Here is an 18277-nt window from a genome sequence, read left to right as displayed (position 1 = left end):
GTATTCCTAATTAAGATTGTGTAGAAGGTTGTATTTTTTCAATGATATAGTCGAGGGCAGCAGCATAGCCTTTTGCACCTAGACCACAGATCACGCCGATGGCTTTATCGGACAAGTATGAATGATGTCGGAATGCCTCACGTGCATGCACATTAGACAGATGGACTTCAATGAAAGGAATGGCAACGCCAAGGAGGGCATCGCGAACAGCAACAGAGGTATGGGTCAATGCTGCTGGATTAATAATGATATATTGAATGCCGTCTTGCTGGGCTTGATGAATTCGGTCAACAATGGCACCTTCCCAGTTGCTCTGGAAAGTATCGAGTTGTAAGGTAGCTTGTTGAGCCTGAGCAATCAGCTGCTGGTTAATATCGTCAAGACTAAGGTGACCATAAACTTCCGGTTCGCGCTTCCCAAGCAAGTTTAAATTCGGTCCATGAATAACCAAAATGGTCGAACTCATCCAGCATGCTCCAATTAAAAAGTATCGGGGTTTGTTTGCAAGATGTCTGCAAACTCTGCTTATTATTGCATGATTTTCTACATTACTATTTATAATTTCTTTGAATTAACGTAGAAAGCATATAGCAAACAGTGGCGCTATAATGAAAACTTTGCAGAGATTTGGCAATGTTAAAAAATTACAATTCGCTGGGTATTCAGATTATTTTCATTGTAAACCCAATTGGCAAAAACAGTTAATATCCTTTATGTAACTGTATCTTCATGTTAACGCTAAATTCTTCCTTTTAGTGATATTTTTAGTTTTGAACAAGAGTTGTCTGGCTGATTTTACTGCAATGTTCGACTTCTATAGCATAGAAAACTCTTTACATTCTGACTTTAGAGTTGTGCTGATTATCCTCTTTATATATAAGCTATCGACCATTTCTCAAAACTTGATGAAAATTTAAAAATATAAGATAAGACAATATGTTAATGATATTTTCTCTTATTGTACTTGGATTTTCCTAGGTCTATTCTTCCAATATATTGGAATTAATTACATCATTTTCAATTCAAGTATTCATGACAGACACTGTACAAGAATCTATTTCTTCTTCCGGAGATAAAGGTTAAATCTCAGCGGGTTTAAGATAAAACGCTCGACTTATATGCCTCGTATTTATAGACGCATGAAATGACGAATGTGTTCATCTTCAAGCCTTCTACACAGTGAAGCCATTAATCGCCTAACGCTTAGATAGTGGCAAAAACACATACATTTGTTGATATTTTGCTCGTCATCATCTTTGCAGAAGAGTTTAAAAGTATTGAAGAGCGTAAAGATTGAACCAAATAGGTCTGATTGAAGCGGAATACGGGCTTAAAGCAAAATTTCTCTAAACTCACCGCATCTAAATTAACTTCTTGAGCTAATCTTTATATAATCATGCGATTCATCTCAAACCAGACCTTCTATGACACCTGCATGCAAACTATTAAAAGCCAATAAAATCGAATACAGCATTCACGAATATGAACATGATGCCAATGCCAAAAGTTTCGGGCTAGAAGCTGCTGAAAAATTAGGGCTTTCGGTGGAAGAAGTCTTTAAAACTTTATTGGTTACGGATGATAAACAGTATTTTGTTGCCATATTGCCGGTACATCATCAACTCAATCTGAAAAAAGTAGCGCAGGCCGTAGGATGCAAAAAACTTCAGATGGCAGATCCTAAACATGCAGAACGCTTGACCGGTTATCTGGTTGGCGGAATCAGTCCCATTGGGCAAAAGAAACGATTAAAAACGGTGATCGATGCCAGCGCAGAACAGTTGGATAAGATCTATGTGAGTGGCGGTAAAAGAGGTTTGGATATCGGATTAAAGCCGGCTGATCTTGCCAAAGTGCTCAATGCACAGTTCGTCGATGTGCTGGATACATAAGATCGAAGTAAGGTGATCACCTAATTCATAGAACCTGAAGTAATAGATTTAAAATAGCTGCATATTTTTTGGTCGGAAATAACAGTAAATCATTTTATACGTTTGTATATTAGATACGTTAAAACACAGCCTGACTGTGTACACAACAAGGAATGAAAACAAAAATATAAATTATTATGCGGAGCATAATGGATGAAAATTCAAAATAAAAAATGGCCACGGTTCTGTCTGACACTATCTGCATTGGCGATGCTATCTGCATTGCCTAGTGTACAGGCCGCTTCTGCACCTTCAGCTGCACCTGCCAATTCACAGCAGGTTTTCTTTGTCGGAAATAACTGGGATGGCACGGTAACCGTGATTCGTCCATCGGGTGATTTTGGAAAAATTGGCGTCATTAACATGATTCCTGACCGTAAAGAGCGCATTAAAGAAATTCACCTGAATCCAATCAAACTGATTGCTTACACTTATATTCAGACCACAGCCGGTGAAGGCAATGACCAGCTGGTGGATGATATGTACTCGACACCAGATGGACAGTCAGTCGTTGCATCACGCCCAAGTTTCGCCGATGTGGTATCAATTAATATCAAAACCGGCAAGATTAACTGGCGGACGCCTGTAGAAGGCTTCCGTGCTGACCATATGGCGGTATCACCAGATGGGCAACGGGTCGCCGTATCTGCATCTTCAGGAAATGTGGTGCATGTACTGGATATCCATACCGGTAAAGAGTTGGGCCGTTTCAGCACTGGCGATAAACCGCATGAAAACATTTACTTCGATGGTGGTAACAAGATCCTGAACTCTGCCATCGGCAATGTGGAAACGTCGATGGATGCACAGTGGCAAGACTTTACTAAAGGTAAGCGTTTTATCACTATTGCAGATGCCAATACACATCAGGTGCTAAGAAAAATCGATTTCAGACCTGCACTGGATGCATTTGGTCGAAAAGATTTGTCCAACTCAGTACGACCAATGGTATTTAGTAAGGATGAAACCAAACTGTATGCCCAGGTTTCATTTTTTAATGGGCTGATTGAGTACGATCTGAATCAGAACAAGATTAGCCGGATCGGACAGCTGCTTGGCAGTGACAGTATTCCGAAAGACCGGACAAAATGGGTGAATGATTCGCGTCATCATGGCCTATCAATCAGTGCTGATGGTGAAAAGCTCTGTGTCGCCGGTACCATGGATAACTACGCTACGATTGTAGATCGCAAAACACTGACAGCCGGAAAACTGATTTCTGCAGGTAAACCTTATTGGGCAACGCGAAGCCCGGATGGTCGTAGCTGTGTAATTTCAGAAAGTGAAACAGATGTAGTCACAGTGATTGATTTTGCCACAGGCAATAAAGTGCTGAGTGTACCGGTAGGAAATCATCCACAACGCGTTCGGATTGGTTATGCACCAGCAGACTGGTCAACGCCGTAGTCAATCGTCGATTAGCGAAAAAGACAGCTTTTTGATAAAGGTTGTCTTTGTTGAGCTGAGGACATAAAAATGAATGATAAAACAATTCTGTTCTATGTAATGATCGGATTGCTCTTGTTGGGGACTTTAGTGGGTATTGGTTATCAGGTACGACAAGAAATCTATCGGACGAATTTTACTGATCAGACCCATTCTGATCCGGTCCTGCCAGTTGAAAAATCGGCAAGCTATATATCTGTTAACTCTCCTGAGAATAGTCAAACTACGAAGAAGAAACAGAACGATACGGTTGCAAAGCAAAGCGAATTATCAAAACAACAAGAACAGTTATATCTGGACTTTACTCAGATCATTAACGCTTTAAGTGAGGGACAACGACCAAATCCTCAACAAGTCAGTTTGTTGATCAGTCAGCAGCAAAAACTGGTAGAGGCCCAACTGGTGAGCAAGGCCGAAGCGAAAGCACAAATTGAGTTTCTGATTAAAGTTCTGCCTGAAATGGATCATGAATTGCATCGGGCGTTGCGAGTATTAGAACAAACTCGAACTTGACGAATTAGATCCAGCTGTATCTTTCATTATTCTCAGTCTGAAAATTGCTCTCATAAAAAAAAGCCCAAAATATGATTTGGGCCTTTAAATACATACTTTAAAAAGCTAAGTATCTTTATAAACAGTTCGCAGGCTTGGGTACACCAGCCAAACGGCTTAAGTGACGGGCAACTAGACCAGTATTAAACTTTTCCTGAAGCATGGCATTATTGATATCGGCACTGACAGTTTTCATTAAAAATTTAATCAGTGGGCGTGTTGCCGGTGAATGACCAAATTGTTGATAGAACTGACGTACCGCTTGCAGAATTTCAAAATGCCAAGGAGTTAAGCTCAGTTCCAGACTATCGGCCAGCACTTGAGCAACGTCTTCATTCCAGATGGTATAGTCAATCAGATGGCCATCTTGATCCAATTCTAAATTCATATCTAACTCATTCATTATTTCATTGAAATGCAGCGATTGAACTCGAGGCAAAGATCTGCAAAATCCGCATAATTCAAAAGCTTTATCTGATCAGGCAAAGGCTGTACTAATAACTCCGCATCATTTTCCAGCATGTGAATTTTCGGTAAGCTTTGCAGAAATGAATGCTCTAGCAGCAAAACTGCTTCACCCATCAGCACCACCTGATCACCCATTGTATAAGTTTGAGCCAGTTGCTCTAGGGTCTGCGCTGTTGCTGAATAGCTGGATTGGATCAGGTAAAGTGTATGATTTGACATTTGTATATCCTTATTCCTTACCAATACAACACATGATCAAAGCCTTGAATAAATTCAGGATTAAGCTCAATAAATTCGATTTCTTGTTCGCTCTGCGTCACAAATGGAGAATTCTGGTTTTTCTGCTCAATCAGAACTGGAGTGAGATCATAAAACTCGAAACTGTCGACCATATTTGATGCCAGTTTGAATGCATGATGCACCTGGTCAAATTGCAGGTCTGAATGCAGCAAACTGAGGGCAGCACTTTGTAGCAGGACTTTAACTTCTGCGCCAAAAGTTGCCAGGACCATCGTAGCCGATAGGCTTTCATGCACCTGCAGACTGGTCAGATTGGCTTGGGTTAATATAACAAGTACAGATTTCACACAAGATTCCTTGGAAAAGCAACACATTCTAAAAAATGAAACATCTAGAATTGAATGAGACGTTGTGAGGACTGAACAGCATCGGCAAGTTCACCTAAACCGACCAATTCAAAGGCATCTGCCAGATTATGCTGCTGAATATTGTGACGTCGAGCATTGTCCAGATCTGTAATTCCACGTGCCAATGCTGCACTTACACAGACCGGGAGGCGAATCTGTAGCGCTTGCCATGCATGTGTAAGATGACGTTGATCGTCGGGTACCCATTGCAGTGCATTTGCGACCGATACGCCGTCCTGATAGAAGAATACACGGAATGCTTCCTGTTTATCTTGCAAGGCCTGAGCCAAACCCAGGGCATGCCAGGCATAAATGGAAGTCGGTGCGGAGGTAACAAGAATTAAGGTGCTCATCGAAATTCACTACAGGCTTGATCAATAGCAACAGATTGATCTTGGCTTCATCAGAAAGTAGGTAGTATAAATGATTTTAGTGACGGGTGGATTAGGCTTTTTAGGCTCACATATTGCTTTAAGTCTGTTAGCACAAGGACTAGAGGTCATTGTGGTCGATAATTTGGCCAATGCTAACTTACAGACTCTGGAGCGCCTCGAATTTATTTCTGGTATGTATGTACCTTTTATCAAAATTGATATTCGCAATACGCCAGCATTGAACAAAGTCTTTGAGCAGCATTCGATTCAGGCTGTGGTGCATACCGCAAGTTTTAAATCACTGGAAGAATCAGTATTAAAACCACTTGAATATTATAATGATAATGTTAGCTGTATTATGAGTCTCATGCGTGCCATGCAGCGTACCGGCGTGCGTCATCTGGTACATTTATCCAGTCTGGCGGTATATGGACAATCTGGTGCAGACTTAAGCGAAGATCTGCCTTTTAACTTCACTTATCCGAATCCCTATATCAAATCGCAACAAATGGTTGAGGAAATTATCCGCGATACTGCCAAAACTGACAATGAATGGCGGATTGCGATCCTGCGTCTGTCCAATATCGCCGGCGCCTTTGAACACGGTGTGCTGGGGGAAGCGGTGCCACCTTTACCGAAAAATATTTTGCCTTTGGCGATGCAGGTCGCTGCACAGCAACGTGAATATCTGGAATTACGCCGTCAGGCCCATACTGCGGATGGCACAGTAGAACGCGGTTTTCTGCATGTCGCAGACTGTTGTGATGCCGTGATCAAGTCCTTGCAATGGCTATCACAACAGCAGGAATTAAAATGTGAAGCCTTTAATATTGCCGGTGAATTGATTTCCATACAGGATTTGCTAGATCAACTGGCTGAAGTAACTCAATCTGCAATCAAAACCATGGATGCTTTGCCATATCCACAGGCTGAAATGGATCAATTAGGGGCGAATATCGAAAAAGCTCGAAATACTCTACATTGGCAACCTCAGCGATCACTCAGAAAGATGCTTGAGGATGAATGGTTGTTTTATCAGAATATGCTCAGAGGGTAGTAATTAAGAGTATTTAACTATATTTGATAATAATTATCATTTACATGATTGCTGTGATCGATTACTTTAAATCAATAGATTAAATCATTCATATTGAAATTCCTAAGATTAGTAACAGGCAAGAAGAATTGAGGTTGAACATGCAAACACGTATTGAACATGACACGATGGGAGAAGTGGCTGTACCGAGCGAGGCTTTATGGGGCGCTCAGACTCAGCGTAGCTTGCAAAATTTCAAAATTGGAAATGAGCGTTTGCCACGCCCAATGATTCGTGCTATGGGGCTCGTCAAAAAAGCTGCGGCCTTGACCAATGCCGAGCTGAATCAGATTCCCCAAGAACTGTCACGCTATATTGTGGATGCGGCAGATGAAGTTATCAGCGGGAAATGGGACAGTCAATTTCCACTGGTGGTCTGGCAAACCGGTTCAGGTACACAAAGCAATATGAACTGTAATGAGGTGATTGCCAATATTGCCAACCAGAAATTGGGTAATCATTTAGGGGCACAAAAACCTGTTCATCCGAATGATCATGTCAATCGTGCACAATCTACCAATGATTCATTTCCGACTGCGATTCATGTGGCTGCGAGCTTGCAGATCAATGAACTATTAATTCCGGCAGTCACACGCTTACGCGATACTTTATATGCCAAATCTCAGGATTTTGCCGATATTGTAAAAATTGGCCGTACTCATCTACAAGATGCTACACCTTTAACTTTGGGTCAGGAATTTAGCGGTTATGTTTCTCAGCTGGATCATGGACTTCTTCGTCTAGAACAGGCTTTGGTCGGACTCTATGAATTGCCATTAGGCGGTACAGCGGTTGGTACCGGTCTGAACGCTCATCCTGATTATGCCGTTCAGTCTGCTAAAGCCCTGGGACAGTTAACTGGCTTGCCATTTGTAACTGCGCCAAACAAATTTGAGGCTCTGGCAGGCCGTGATGCTGCGGTATTCGCGTCTGGAGCATTAAAAACTTTAGCGGTTAGCCTGAATAAGATTGCCAATGATATTCGCTGGCTGGCCAGTGGGCCACGTTGTGGTTTTGGTGAATTGCGTATTCCTGAAAATGAACCGGGTTCTAGCATCATGCCGGGTAAGGTGAATCCGACGCAAAGTGAAGCAATGACGATGGTAGTTGCACAAGTTCTCGGCAATGACACCACCATTAATGTGGCAGGTGCGTCAGGTAACTTTGAACTGAATGTGTTTATGCCGGTGATTGCCTATAACCTGTTGCAATCCATCCAGCTTTTAGGCGATGCCTGTAATAGTTTTAATGATCATTGCGCCGTCGGTATTGAGCCGAATCATGAGAAAATTGAACATTTCTTGCATGATTCTTTAATGCTGGTCACAGCCTTAAATCCGGTCATTGGTTATGAGAATGCAGCCAAGGTTGCTAAAACCGCCTATAAGGAAGGAAAAACCTTAAAACAGGTGGCTGTTGAACTGGGTTTAGTCACTGCTGAACAGTTTGATGAAGTAGTGCGTCCTGAACAGATGGTCTCACCGAATGCTAAATAAGGGCTGTAGCGCTTTTATTTTCAATCTTTCCGCCTGTTTTATCATGGAATAGGCAGCAGTGGTTTTTATCTCAGGCAGAGTTGCGTACAATAGTGCTAGATGAGATTAACCACTGATGATTGTTTTATGCTTGATATTTATTTAACAGATGTTCAAAGAAAGGTGCAATTCAAGGATTATCCAGGTGAGCATCCTGTTAAATTTATTCTGAATTTCAAAAAGATTTTTCCGAGTGTGATGGAACTTCTTTTACCTGTACTCCCAGATAATGAAAATCTGGAAGAAATGTCTTGGGAATCGACCAGCGATGATTTTGAGACCTTTCAGATGTTTTTAACCGGATGGGGCATTATCGAACTGCGATTAAAAGCAATTACCCAGTTTAAAGATAAAGCATTTGCGGATCGTCTGGTTAAACAAGCCCAACAGAAACGCAAAGACTATCAAAAACAGCAGACTAAACTAACCACAGTTGAACTGGATTATTTGTTTATGCATGAGATGCATGCTCTGATTGATGCAGAACTGGTGGAACTCGGTGAGAAATTCTATTTACCGATTTTACGTGAGCTCTGGAAGACTAAAGTATCTGCTCAGGTGCTGAACGCGAAGTTTTAAATCGGTTTTTTAGCTTTTAATTATAAAATTAATCCTCCAATTTTGGGGGATTAATTTTTATCTGCAAGATGAGATTTATTTCATGATGCGCTATCGCTTAGAATAGCCTAAGCAATATTAAATATGGTCATTGAACTTCTTTATTCTTAAAATTTTGATCAATAATAGCGCATGTTGAACCATTGTTTAGCGTCAGGCACTTGCATAGGGCAGTAGTTTTAACGATTGTTCAAAAAATAGATGAAAATGATCATTTTTAGCTAAAAAATATATAAAAATATCAATTAAATAGCCTAGTAATTCAGTCTATTATTTTTTAAGGTATATAAGCTTTATCTTAAGATAAGGTAAAAAGCTTTATTGATTAGCTATCCTTCACAAAAATAACTGAAGGTTCAAATTTTCCCGAAGATATATCCCAGGATTTTCAAAAATGTCGAATCAGTTTTTAGATTTAATTACTAAACGCCGTACTATTTATGCCATTGCCAAGAATGTTGAACAATCTCCTGAACAATTGACTGATCTGATTCAGACTGCAATTAAACAAAGCCCATCTTCTTTCAATTCTCAGTCTTCGCGCGCCGTCATTTTATTCAATTCAGAACATGAAAAGTTCTGGGGCTTCGTCGCAGATAAATTAAAAAGCTATGCCAAAGATGAAGAAAGCGCTGCAAAAACCACAGCAAAAATGGCAAGTTTTGCGGCGGGGGTAGGCACTGTTTTATTTTTTGAAGATCACACAGTCGTAGAAGGCTTACAGGCACAATTCCCATCTTATGCTGATAACTTCCCAATCTGGGCAGAGCATTCGACTGCGATCGCGCAATTTGCAACGTGGACAGCATTACATACAGAAGGGTTGGGGGCATCATTACAGCACTACAATCCGATCGTGGATGAGCAAGTTCATGCGGAATGGGACATTCCATCGAATTGGAAGTTGCGTGCACAGTTGGTATTCGGTTCGATAGAAGGCGAGCCGCGCGCTAAAGATTATCTGGCGGATGAAGAGCGCTTTAAAGTCTTCCAATAAGTTGGGATCCATATCTGCGCTTAACACGGTTTAAGGGCAGATATTTTTTAGATCTCGATGAAATCCCAATCAGCTTCATTAAAATTAAGTTAAAATAGCGCGCTAATGAAAATTGATGAGTAAGACCGAATGTCGAAAAACACGCAAAACCTGTCACCTTTACAAGAACTGATCGCAGAGCAAAAGCTACTTTGTGAAGAAGTAGGCTCGGCTTATGTTGAAGTCACGGGTGATGATGTTGTTGCCGTGGCTGTACATACCTTGAAAAAAGATCCGATTGTCGGCATCCGTAAAAAGCCTGAAACGGCTGAAAATATCAGCTGGTACATTTATGGCGGAGAGCCTTCAAGTGAAGAGGCTTTTGAAACCATGACAGTACGTGAATTACAGGACATCGCACCAGAAGTTTTACCGTATCTGGCTCTGGAAACAGGTTTTCGTTTCATGATTGATGCCGATGATTATGAAGATGTCTGGAAAGAAGAAATTTAAATGCTAAAAAAATCATCTTTCATTTGTGCTGGATTATTATTAGGACTGAGTAGCTTGGTCTTCGCAGAGCCGCTTTCACAAAGTGCCTATGATGAGTTTATTTCAGCACAGACTGAAATCGTGAATGAAACCAAACATATTTTAGATGAAGATGATCAAAAGGCAGATGCTCAAACTCAACGCCAGGCTTTCTGCAAACGACTGAAAGCCTATCAGGATATTCAAAAGGTGTCCGAAGAAAATAGCAGTCTGGATATGGCGCCCACGATGGCTATGGTTGCCAAAAGTTTTCTTGAGCGGCAGGATCAAAGTTTGACTCAATCTGGAATGACTACAAACGTATTTTGTAAAAATAGGGATGTAGAATAAGTTATAAAATACTTTTCTATCTTGAAAGTTTTTTGCAGTGGAATAAAAATTAAGTAGGTAAGTCTATTTCACAACCAGATTTTACAGACATTAAAATCTAAAAAGCCCTCATTAGAATAATTTTAATAAAGAATCTGTTAAATTAATTTTGACAGAATCACCTCATATCTCGGGGATATATCAGCAGTAGTCAATATATTGATAAGAATAAATGAATAATCTGGATTTTTATAATTTTCTAAAAATATCTTATTTATGTGATGTAATTTCTTGATCAGGACAATTTAAGTAGGATAACGTAATTGCACGCTTATATTTAAGCATCCTAAGATACTAAAATAGCCTAAGCAACACATAGGTTTAACAAATTTCCTAAGAAAGGGAGAGGAGGAAATTTATAATACTGATGTTTACTGTCTGTAACTCATTTGGACTTAAGACCTATTATTCTAAAAAGAATCAAGTCGATTAATAAGCTACTTATGAATAGTCATTTTTTTACAAATAATAAGTAATGAATAATTAAAGAAATATTTTCAAAATTCCCTCAGTATATTTCAATAACAGAGAATTAGTTTAAGAAAAACTCCGACATAAAAGTGGTTTATATGTTATTAAATCCCAGTTTTAAGATTTTTATTAATTATATTTATTCTACATCACCATCCAGCATCACAATTCAACCATCTTCTTTCATATGTATAACCAGATATCCCTCCAGATTTTAAATCGTAATTTAAAATACTTATGAATCGATTATAAATTATTTAGCCTAAGCAAAAAAATAACCTCAAAGAATAGCCTAAGCAAAATTTTATATTTAAAAATTTCGCAATTGATTAATTCCCAATATAAACCCACTATAAACATTTAAATAAAGAAATCACGGAATACTCAAATGATCCTAAATTATCAACTTCAACACCACGAAACGTCAGTACTATCTCCAATGGTCTTTATTCATGGTTTATTCGGTAGTTTAAGTAATTTAGGGATACTAGCTCGATATTTTTCTGAGCAAAGAACCGTGCTTCAAATTGATATACGCAATCATGGTCTTTCTGCTCATAGTTCAAACTTAAATTATCAGCTTATGGCAGAAGACGTAATAGAAACTTTATCGAGTTTAAATATCCAAAAGTTCGTAATAGTAGGGCATTCCATGGGTGGGAAAATTGCTATGAAAATAGCGGACTTAGCCCGCGTAAAAACTGAAAGGTTGGTCGTCCTAGATATTACACCAATCCAATATCATGAGAATCATCATACTGAAATTTTTAAAGCCTTATTTGCTGTGCAGCAAGCAAATGTTACTTCACGACTTGAGGCAGCAAAAATTATGCGTGAACATATTCATGAAGAAATGGTGATTCAATTTTTATTAAAATCCTTTAATAAAGGGCAATGGCTCTTTAATGTTCAGGCTTTATTTGATCATTATCCAGATATTATGGCCTGGGAAAAGGTCGAAAAAATGAATCAGCCAGCTTTATTTCTTCGTGGCGGTAATTCTTTTTATATCTCAAAACCTGAACATTTTGCGGCAATCAATGAACAATTTTCTCAGGCGAAAATTGAATGCATTGAAAATACAGGACATTGGCTACATGGTGAAAAACCAGAAGAAGTGATCCAGCACATGAAAGCCTTTTTGAATTAAGCTGATAATGTAGGGCCAAAGCTAAGCAGATGTTCAGAAATAATGGCAAGGCATTCTGATTTTAACAGATCGTCATGGCGACGATGACCCGCTTGGCCACATCTGGCATGCATCAGATATGTAATAACCGAGTATTTGATGGATTGAAAGATTCAGAATTTCAGCAGCACGGACTTGTGTAATACTTTGATCTCGAACGTCTTGCAGTTCTGCAAGACGTTGAATTTCTTTGTCAGACATAGACACCAACATATCAAACCGTCCGCTAAGGAAATTGCAAAAGTGCATATTCTAAAAGCGGACATTTTTACTTTGGAGAAACCGGACATTTCTATTTTGGAGTTACAAATGCATTTCGTATAATGTATATTATGTTAAATAAATAACACCTGCTAATTTGTTCATTATTTCTGATATAGATTAAATCAGGTTTTATTATCTGTCAAATTAGTAATGCACTTTTATGTTTGCTTCAGTTAAATAGATTTTCTTTAAGGTCTTATTCTATAAAAAGAAAGGTCTACATTTTAAGACACCAAATCAAATGGCAGAAGATTTTTACAAGTCGGCTGACTAGAATCTCACAAGTGAATGTCTCCTGCTATTTCAGCACACATCAATGTTAATTATGTTTAAATTTCAACCCTCCCATTTTTCAACTAGCTCAGGTTATAATAATGGCCTCCAAAAATATGGTTTATTTATTATGAACGCCTCCAATGACCCTCTACACGGCAAAAAACTTGCTGACATTTTGGATGAGTTATTGGATTACTACGGTGGCTTTGAAGGCTTAAGTCGTAAAATTGAAATTAGATGTTTTTGCATAGATCCAAGTGTTAAGTCATCATTGCGATTTTTACGTACCACACCATGGGCACGTGAAAAAGTAGAAAGCTTATATTTGTATGTCTTACGCCAAAAAGCCAAACAGAAATCGTAGCTTTCAAAACCCCAACCTCAGCCTAATATTTTATACCAAGCAGTAAACTAAACTTATTGAATAGCCAATGATTTTGTAGACACCTTTTAATTGGTGGTGGACTGCCACCACTCTCCTAGCAAAATTTAGTCTATATCCCTCTGGTTTATTTAAAAACTTATTTTCTATCTTTACTAGGCTGTATGATCAAAATCATACTGGCACTCAACACTGTAAATTTGAGAATGAATCTGTAGGTACAGACTCATTTCCTATCGATAAAGATATTAGAAATAGCTACATAGACATAGAGTTTATTTCTAGCTTATTCAAATTAGGCTTTACTATGGATGAACAATAATTTTTACTGCAGACTCATTATTATGAATCAGCGTTTCAAAGCCTTTGGAAACAAGATCATCTAATGCAATACGTTGAGTAATAAAAGGTTCTAAATTAATCTTACCTTGCTCGATTAAACGGATGGTTTCCTGATGGTCATTTACATAAGCAATCGTGCCACGAATATCTAGCTCTTTCATCACCACACTATGTACATTAATTGTGGCAGGATGGCTCCAAATAGAAACGATAACAACCACACCAGTTGGTTTCATTGCAGCCACCAATGTATCCATGACTTTATTGACACTACTACATTCAAAAGCGACATCTACACCGCGGCCTTCAGTAATTTTCATTACTTCATCAACCACATCAACTTGGGAGGGATCTAATACATAATCTGCAACGCCAGCCTCTATCGCTTTTTCTTTACGTTTTGCACTCAGCTCAGTAATGATGACTGTGAGACCTTTGGCCTTTAAAATGGCTGATAAAAGTAAGCCTATAGGGCCTGCTCCACCAACCAATGCTATATCGCCAGCTTTTGCACCACTTCTGACATAAGCATGATGACCGACAGATAAAGGTTCTATCAACGCTGCTTGGTCTAAGGGAATATCATTTGAAATAGGATGTACCCAACGTCGTTGAACTGCAATTTTTTCAGAAAGACCGCCACCACGTCCACCTAAACCAATAAAGTTCATATTTTTTGATAAATGATACTTATCATTCGGGCCAGTCGGCACATCGTCAGCAATAATGTAGGGTTCAACTACGACATGTTGTCCAATTTGGATATCGTCTACACCCTCTCCAACTGCATAAACCACGCCTGAAAATTCATGTCCCATTGTTACAGGTGCAGATTCTCCCGAAATTGGGTGTGGGTGACCACAAGGTGGAATAAAAATAGGACCTTCCATGAATTCATGTAAATCTGTACCGCAAATACCACACCACGCAACTTGAATTCCAACTGTGCCTGGAAGTACTTTCGGTTCAGGGATATCTTCAATTCGAATATCCCCTCGATCATAAAAACGAGCTGCTTTCATTGTGTATTCCTCATGTTGATATTAACGGTAAACCATTCCACCATCTGTCAAAATAGACTGACCTGTAATATAGTTTGCATCCTCGCTGGCTAAAAATGCAACTAATGCAGCCACGTCATCTGGTGTTTCAGCACGTCCTAAAGCAATACCATCTACATATTTTTTATACGTTTGACCAATTGGTGCACCTGTAATTTCAGAGAACCGCTGATCTATTTCGACCCACATGTCTGTACCAACAACACCCGGACAATAACTATTTACAGTAATTTCAACACTGGCATATTCTTTAGCCGCAGCTTGCGTCAATGCACGAACTGCAAATTTAGTTGCCGAATAAACACCGAGTAAAGCAAAGCCTTCATGACCTGCTATTGAGCATGCATTAATAATTTTTCCAGCCTGTTGGCGTTGTTTAAATTTATTTGCTGCGGCTTGAATCCCCCAAAGTACACCACCGACATTGATGTTTATAATTTGGTTAAATTCACTCGGCGTTACTTCTGCCAAAGCTTTGACTTGTGCAATACCTGCATTATTAATCATGATATCAAAACCATTAAGTGTCGATTCTGCATGATTAATAGCGTCACTGATTTGTATTGGATCTGAAATATCCGCAATAAATGTGGTGGCTTTTACGCCAAAGGCTTCAACCTCTTGTTGAACAGTATTTAACTTTTCTTGGTGAAGATCGACCAATCCAATATGAACACCTTCTTGTGCTAAACGTAAGGCAATACCGCGTCCAATACCTTGTGCCGCACCCGTAATTAATGCAACTTTATTGTTTAAACCTCTAGGCATGTCGCGACTCCTTAAATATGGATTGCACGTTGCATCGCCGACAATACCGACTCATGCATCGCCTCAGACAAAGTAGGATGAGGGAAAATGACCTTCGCTAGGCTTTCATCCGTAGCTTCTAGGTATTTTGCGATGGCAAAACCTTGAATGTGTTCGGTGACTTCATGTCCGACCATGTGAGCACCTAACAATTCCCCTGTTTCCTGACTAAAAATGGTTTTAACAAATCCTGCGCTATCGCCCAAAGCCAATGCCTTACCATTGGCTTGTAAAGGGAACTTACCCACATTGATATTCAAACCCGCAGCTTTCGCTTTCTGTTCGGTCAAACCAATACTGGCCACTTGCGGATGGGTGAAAATACAGCCCGGAATTTGAGTACGATCTAAAGCATGTACATGACTCAGGCCTGCAATTTTCTCCACACAAAGAATGGCTTCATGACTGGCTTTGTGTGCCAGACAGGGTGCGCCTGCGACATCACCAATTGCATAAACGCCCACAACATTGGTTTTACAGCATGAGTCAACTTTGATAAAACCATTCTCAAGTTCAACACCCAAAGCGTCTAGGCCCAGATTTTCAGCATTTGGTTTCACGCCAATAGCTGAAAGTACCTTTTCAACGCTAATGATTTGCACACCTGCGGCAGTTTCAATATGACAATGTACTTGAGTATGATCAGTTTCTATTTTTTTTACGGTCGCTTCGGTTAAAACCTGCATACCCTGCTGTTCAAATTGCTTTTGTACATACTTCGCAACTTCAATGTCTTCGCTAGGGAGAATCTGCTTTGCAATATCAACCAAGGTGACTTGGCAGCCTAAGTCTTGGTATAGGCTTGCAAACTCACTGCCTATAGCACCCGAACCAATGACCAGTAAAGATTTTGGTAATTGTTCTGGAACTAAAGCCTCTTTATAACTCCAGACCTGACGACCATCTACAGGAATATGAGGCAAATTGGCTGCACGTGCACCTGTTGCGACAATAATATGTGGTGCAGAAATCTGCTGTTTTTGACCATTCGTATCTGTAAGCTCTAATTGCTCTTTGGCAATAAACTGGGCTGCTGCGTTAAAAACAGTGATTTGATTTTTTTTCAATAATTGACCGATACCTTGCACGAGTTGCTCAGAAACCTGTCTGCTATGATGGACCAGTTTTTGAATGTCAAAATCAATCGCGTTAAGCGTAAAACCAAACTGTTCTGCATGTTTGAACTGCTGCGCAAGCGCAGCCCCGCTCAATAATGCCTTGGTTGGAATGCATCCCCAATTAAGACACACTCCGCCTAAGTGTTGTTTTTCAACGATTGCAGTTTTTAATCCCAGTTGCGCTGCGCGAATTGCAGCGACATATCCTCCAGGACCAGCACCAATAACCACAAGATCAAATTGTGTATCTGACATGGCTATTCCTCCTACACCAAAATTAATGCAGGATTTTCGACAAACTGCTTAAACGCTGATAGGAATTGAGCACCCAACGCACCATCAATGACACGATGATCACAAGACAATGTTGCTGTCACCATTTGGCGAACAACAATCTCATCATGTTCGACGACAGCACGTTTCTCTGCTGCACCTAGGGCTAGAATTGCACCTTGAGGTGGGTTAATAATGGCATCAAACTGCTGAATACCCAGCATTCCCAAATTGGAAATACTGAAACTTCCACCTTGAAACTCATCAGGCGTTAATTTTCCAGTTTTGGCACGTGTCGCCAGATCACGCATATCATTGGAAATCTGTGCCAAAGATTTATGGTTCGCTGCTTTGATAATTGGCGTGATCAGTCCATTTTCGATGGCCACAGCAACCGAAATATCAGCCTGCTCAAACTGTAAAATTTGCTGATTTTCTTCATCAAACTGAACGTTGACCTGTGGAACTTTGATCAGTGCGGCAGCAGCAGCTTTAATCAGCATATCGTTAATGGACAGCTTGACTTGCGGTACGGTACTGTTAATTTGCTGACGCAAAGCCTGAACCGACTCAACATTTAAGTCTATCGTTAAGCGAAAATGTGGTGCATTGCGTTTTGCCGCTTGTAGCCGTGAAGCGATTGCTTTACGCATACCATTCATAGCCACGGTGGTGAATTTTGCGAACTCTGCTGGATGCGCATGATCAGCATGTTGAGCTTGTACAGGGTTTTCACGTTGATATACAGCTTCAACATCTTCCTTACAGACTCGTCCACGTGAACCCGATGCACGACAATCATGCAAATTAATGCCCCATTGTCTTGCCAAACGGCGGGCAACAGGTGTCGCTAGAACATCACTATCATCTGCTTTAGATTTCGCGGCTTTGGTACTGGCTTGATGACGCACATCTGGCCAAGAACCACCAGCAGCTTGAACTGCGGTCTGAATATCTTGAACACTAATACGACCTTCACGTCCAGAACCCGTAATCTGAGACAAGTTTACATTATGCTTTTCAGCCAATTTCAAGGCATGTGGCGTTGCAAAAATATCATCGCTTTGTTGGTAGCCTTGTAACGCAGCAGGAATAGAATATCCGCCCTGAGTCACCGCTTTTGATCCATTACCAACACTGTTCTGTTTAGGAGCAGCTTGCACTTTGGTTTCAACTTGAGCTACAGCTACTTTTTCAGGAACCGCTGCTACCGCTTTATTTTCTGTTACAGCAGGTGTTCCACCTAAGGACTGTGCAAATGCTTCAACTTCTGTATCTGAAACTTGAGCGTCTGCACAAATTGCAATAACTCCACCTACAACCAGAGTGTCACCATCTTTAGCAATAATTTTGCGTAGCAAGCCATCAAAAGGTGCTTCAAGAACATTGACGATTTTTGTGGTTTCAATTTCACAAATTTCCTGTCCTTTACTAAATTGCGTACCTTCCTCAATCAGCCATTGGGCAATCGTACCCTCTTCCATGGACAAACCCCATTTTGGGATTTCTAAAGTTTTAATTTCGCTCATC

General features: G+C 40.0%; 20 protein-coding genes and 1 pseudogene. 11 read left to right on the top strand and 10 right to left on the bottom strand.

The annotated features are described in order from the left end of the window. Nucleotides 1-10 precede the first annotated feature (10 nt). Nucleotides 11-466, bottom strand: coding sequence for a type II 3-dehydroquinate dehydratase (aroQ, locus tag MWG72_RS05610; protein ID WP_005246503.1), 456 nt, complete (start codon nucleotides 464-466; stop codon nucleotides 11-13). A gap of 958 nt (nucleotides 467-1424) precedes the next feature. On the opposite strand from aroQ, the gene ybaK reads away from it, so the two are divergent. The 3 genes from ybaK (at nucleotide 1425) to MWG72_RS05595 (ending at nucleotide 3890) form a co-directional block, all read left to right on the top strand. Further along, nucleotides 1425-1892: a Cys-tRNA(Pro) deacylase gene (ybaK, locus tag MWG72_RS05605; protein ID WP_005263023.1), complete on the top strand. Its 468-nt coding sequence runs from the start codon at nucleotides 1425-1427 to the stop codon at nucleotides 1890-1892. A 192-nt stretch (nucleotides 1893-2084) separates the two neighbouring features. Then, nucleotides 2085-3338, top strand: a complete 1254-nt coding sequence (locus MWG72_RS05600; RefSeq protein ID WP_247143419.1) for a YncE family protein — start codon at nucleotides 2085-2087, stop codon at nucleotides 3336-3338. A 69-nt stretch (nucleotides 3339-3407) separates the two neighbouring features. Further along, complete coding sequence (locus MWG72_RS05595) at nucleotides 3408-3890, top strand: hypothetical protein (RefSeq protein ID WP_213687226.1); 483 nt, start codon at nucleotides 3408-3410, stop codon at nucleotides 3888-3890. 115 nt (nucleotides 3891-4005) lie between these two features. Here the strand turns inward: MWG72_RS05595 and MWG72_RS05590 are convergent, their stop codons facing one another. Genes MWG72_RS05590 through tusD form a run of 4 tightly spaced genes read right to left on the bottom strand, consistent with a single transcriptional unit; the run spans nucleotide 4006 to nucleotide 5397 of the window. Then, nucleotides 4006-4317 carry a TusE/DsrC/DsvC family sulfur relay protein gene (locus MWG72_RS05590; RefSeq protein WP_180038677.1) on the bottom strand — a complete coding sequence of 104 codons (312 nt, stop codon included), beginning with the start codon at nucleotides 4315-4317 and terminating at the stop codon, nucleotides 4006-4008. A 14-nt stretch (nucleotides 4318-4331) separates the two neighbouring features. Continuing rightward, entirely contained in the window at nucleotides 4332-4616 is a 285-nt protein-coding gene (locus tag MWG72_RS05585) for a DsrH/TusB family sulfur relay protein (RefSeq protein WP_247143418.1), read from the bottom strand. 17 nt (nucleotides 4617-4633) lie between these two features. Then, nucleotides 4634-4984: a hypothetical protein gene (locus MWG72_RS05580; protein ID WP_247143417.1), complete on the bottom strand. Its 351-nt coding sequence runs from the start codon at nucleotides 4982-4984 to the stop codon at nucleotides 4634-4636. Nucleotides 4985-5028: 44 nt separating this feature from the next. Then, nucleotides 5029-5397, bottom strand: a complete 369-nt coding sequence (gene tusD, locus MWG72_RS05575; RefSeq protein WP_004280211.1) for a sulfurtransferase complex subunit TusD — start codon at nucleotides 5395-5397, stop codon at nucleotides 5029-5031. A 70-nt stretch (nucleotides 5398-5467) separates the two neighbouring features. Here tusD and MWG72_RS05570 point away from each other — a divergent pair, with 70 nt between their 5' ends. The 7 genes from MWG72_RS05570 (at nucleotide 5468) to MWG72_RS05540 (ending at nucleotide 12185) form a co-directional block, all read left to right on the top strand. Continuing rightward, complete coding sequence (locus MWG72_RS05570; protein ID WP_247143416.1) at nucleotides 5468-6475, top strand: NAD-dependent epimerase/dehydratase family protein; 1008 nt, start codon at nucleotides 5468-5470, stop codon at nucleotides 6473-6475. 140 nt (nucleotides 6476-6615) lie between these two features. Then, on the top strand, nucleotides 6616-8010 hold the full coding sequence (gene fumC, locus MWG72_RS05565) for a class II fumarate hydratase (RefSeq protein ID WP_247143415.1): 1395 nt from the start codon (nucleotides 6616-6618) through the stop codon (nucleotides 8008-8010). Nucleotides 8011-8136: 126 nt separating this feature from the next. Then, on the top strand, nucleotides 8137-8628 hold the full coding sequence (locus MWG72_RS05560) for a hypothetical protein (RefSeq protein WP_004280216.1): 492 nt from the start codon (nucleotides 8137-8139) through the stop codon (nucleotides 8626-8628). Nucleotides 8629-9061: 433 nt separating this feature from the next. Then, nucleotides 9062-9664: a nitroreductase family protein gene (locus MWG72_RS05555; RefSeq protein ID WP_247143414.1), complete on the top strand. Its 603-nt coding sequence runs from the start codon at nucleotides 9062-9064 to the stop codon at nucleotides 9662-9664. A 129-nt stretch (nucleotides 9665-9793) separates the two neighbouring features. Beyond that, the gene (locus tag MWG72_RS05550; RefSeq protein WP_247143413.1) at nucleotides 9794-10156 is read left to right on the top strand and encodes an immunity protein Imm33 domain-containing protein; all 363 of its coding nucleotides are present in this window, start codon (nucleotides 9794-9796) and stop codon (nucleotides 10154-10156) included. After that, nucleotides 10157-10525, top strand: a complete 369-nt coding sequence (locus MWG72_RS05545; protein WP_247143412.1) for a hypothetical protein — start codon at nucleotides 10157-10159, stop codon at nucleotides 10523-10525. It abuts the gene before it with no gap. Between the two features lie 898 nt (nucleotides 10526-11423). Next, entirely contained in the window at nucleotides 11424-12185 is a 762-nt protein-coding gene (locus MWG72_RS05540) for an alpha/beta fold hydrolase (RefSeq protein WP_247143411.1), read from the top strand. A gap of 2 nt (nucleotides 12186-12187) precedes the next feature. Here MWG72_RS05540 and MWG72_RS05535 read toward each other — a convergent pair. After that, a pseudogene (locus tag MWG72_RS05535) lies at nucleotides 12188-12437 on the bottom strand (ISNCY family transposase); the annotation flags it as partial. Nucleotides 12438-12891: 454 nt separating this feature from the next. On the opposite strand from MWG72_RS05535, the gene MWG72_RS05530 reads away from it, so the two are divergent. Continuing rightward, nucleotides 12892-13128: a VF530 family protein gene (locus tag MWG72_RS05530; RefSeq protein ID WP_003651786.1), complete on the top strand. Its 237-nt coding sequence runs from the start codon at nucleotides 12892-12894 to the stop codon at nucleotides 13126-13128. 323 nt (nucleotides 13129-13451) lie between these two features. On the opposite strand, the gene MWG72_RS05525 is transcribed toward MWG72_RS05530, so the two are convergent. Genes MWG72_RS05525 through MWG72_RS05510 form a run of 4 tightly spaced genes read right to left on the bottom strand, consistent with a single transcriptional unit; the run spans nucleotide 13452 to nucleotide 18276 of the window. Beyond that, nucleotides 13452-14510 carry a 2,3-butanediol dehydrogenase gene (locus MWG72_RS05525; RefSeq protein WP_218289552.1) on the bottom strand — a complete coding sequence of 353 codons (1059 nt, stop codon included), beginning with the start codon at nucleotides 14508-14510 and terminating at the stop codon, nucleotides 13452-13454. Between the two features lie 21 nt (nucleotides 14511-14531). Next, nucleotides 14532-15317, bottom strand: coding sequence for an acetoin reductase (locus MWG72_RS05520; RefSeq protein ID WP_087012899.1), 786 nt, complete (start codon nucleotides 15315-15317; stop codon nucleotides 14532-14534). 11 nt (nucleotides 15318-15328) lie between these two features. Further along, complete coding sequence (lpdA, locus tag MWG72_RS05515; RefSeq protein ID WP_247143410.1) at nucleotides 15329-16729, bottom strand: dihydrolipoyl dehydrogenase; 1401 nt, start codon at nucleotides 16727-16729, stop codon at nucleotides 15329-15331. 11 nt (nucleotides 16730-16740) lie between these two features. Then, nucleotides 16741-18276, bottom strand: coding sequence for a 2-oxo acid dehydrogenase subunit E2 (locus tag MWG72_RS05510; protein WP_148826056.1), 1536 nt, complete (start codon nucleotides 18274-18276; stop codon nucleotides 16741-16743). Between the last annotated feature and the right edge of the window lies 1 nt (nucleotide 18277).

Origin of the sequence: Acinetobacter lwoffii, assembly GCF_022967985.1 — a bacterium.
In the GTDB taxonomy this organism is placed as follows: domain Bacteria; phylum Pseudomonadota; class Gammaproteobacteria; order Pseudomonadales; family Moraxellaceae; genus Acinetobacter.
The sequence above is the reverse complement of the archived record's forward strand: the minus strand, read 5'-3'. Positions and strand labels throughout refer to the sequence as shown.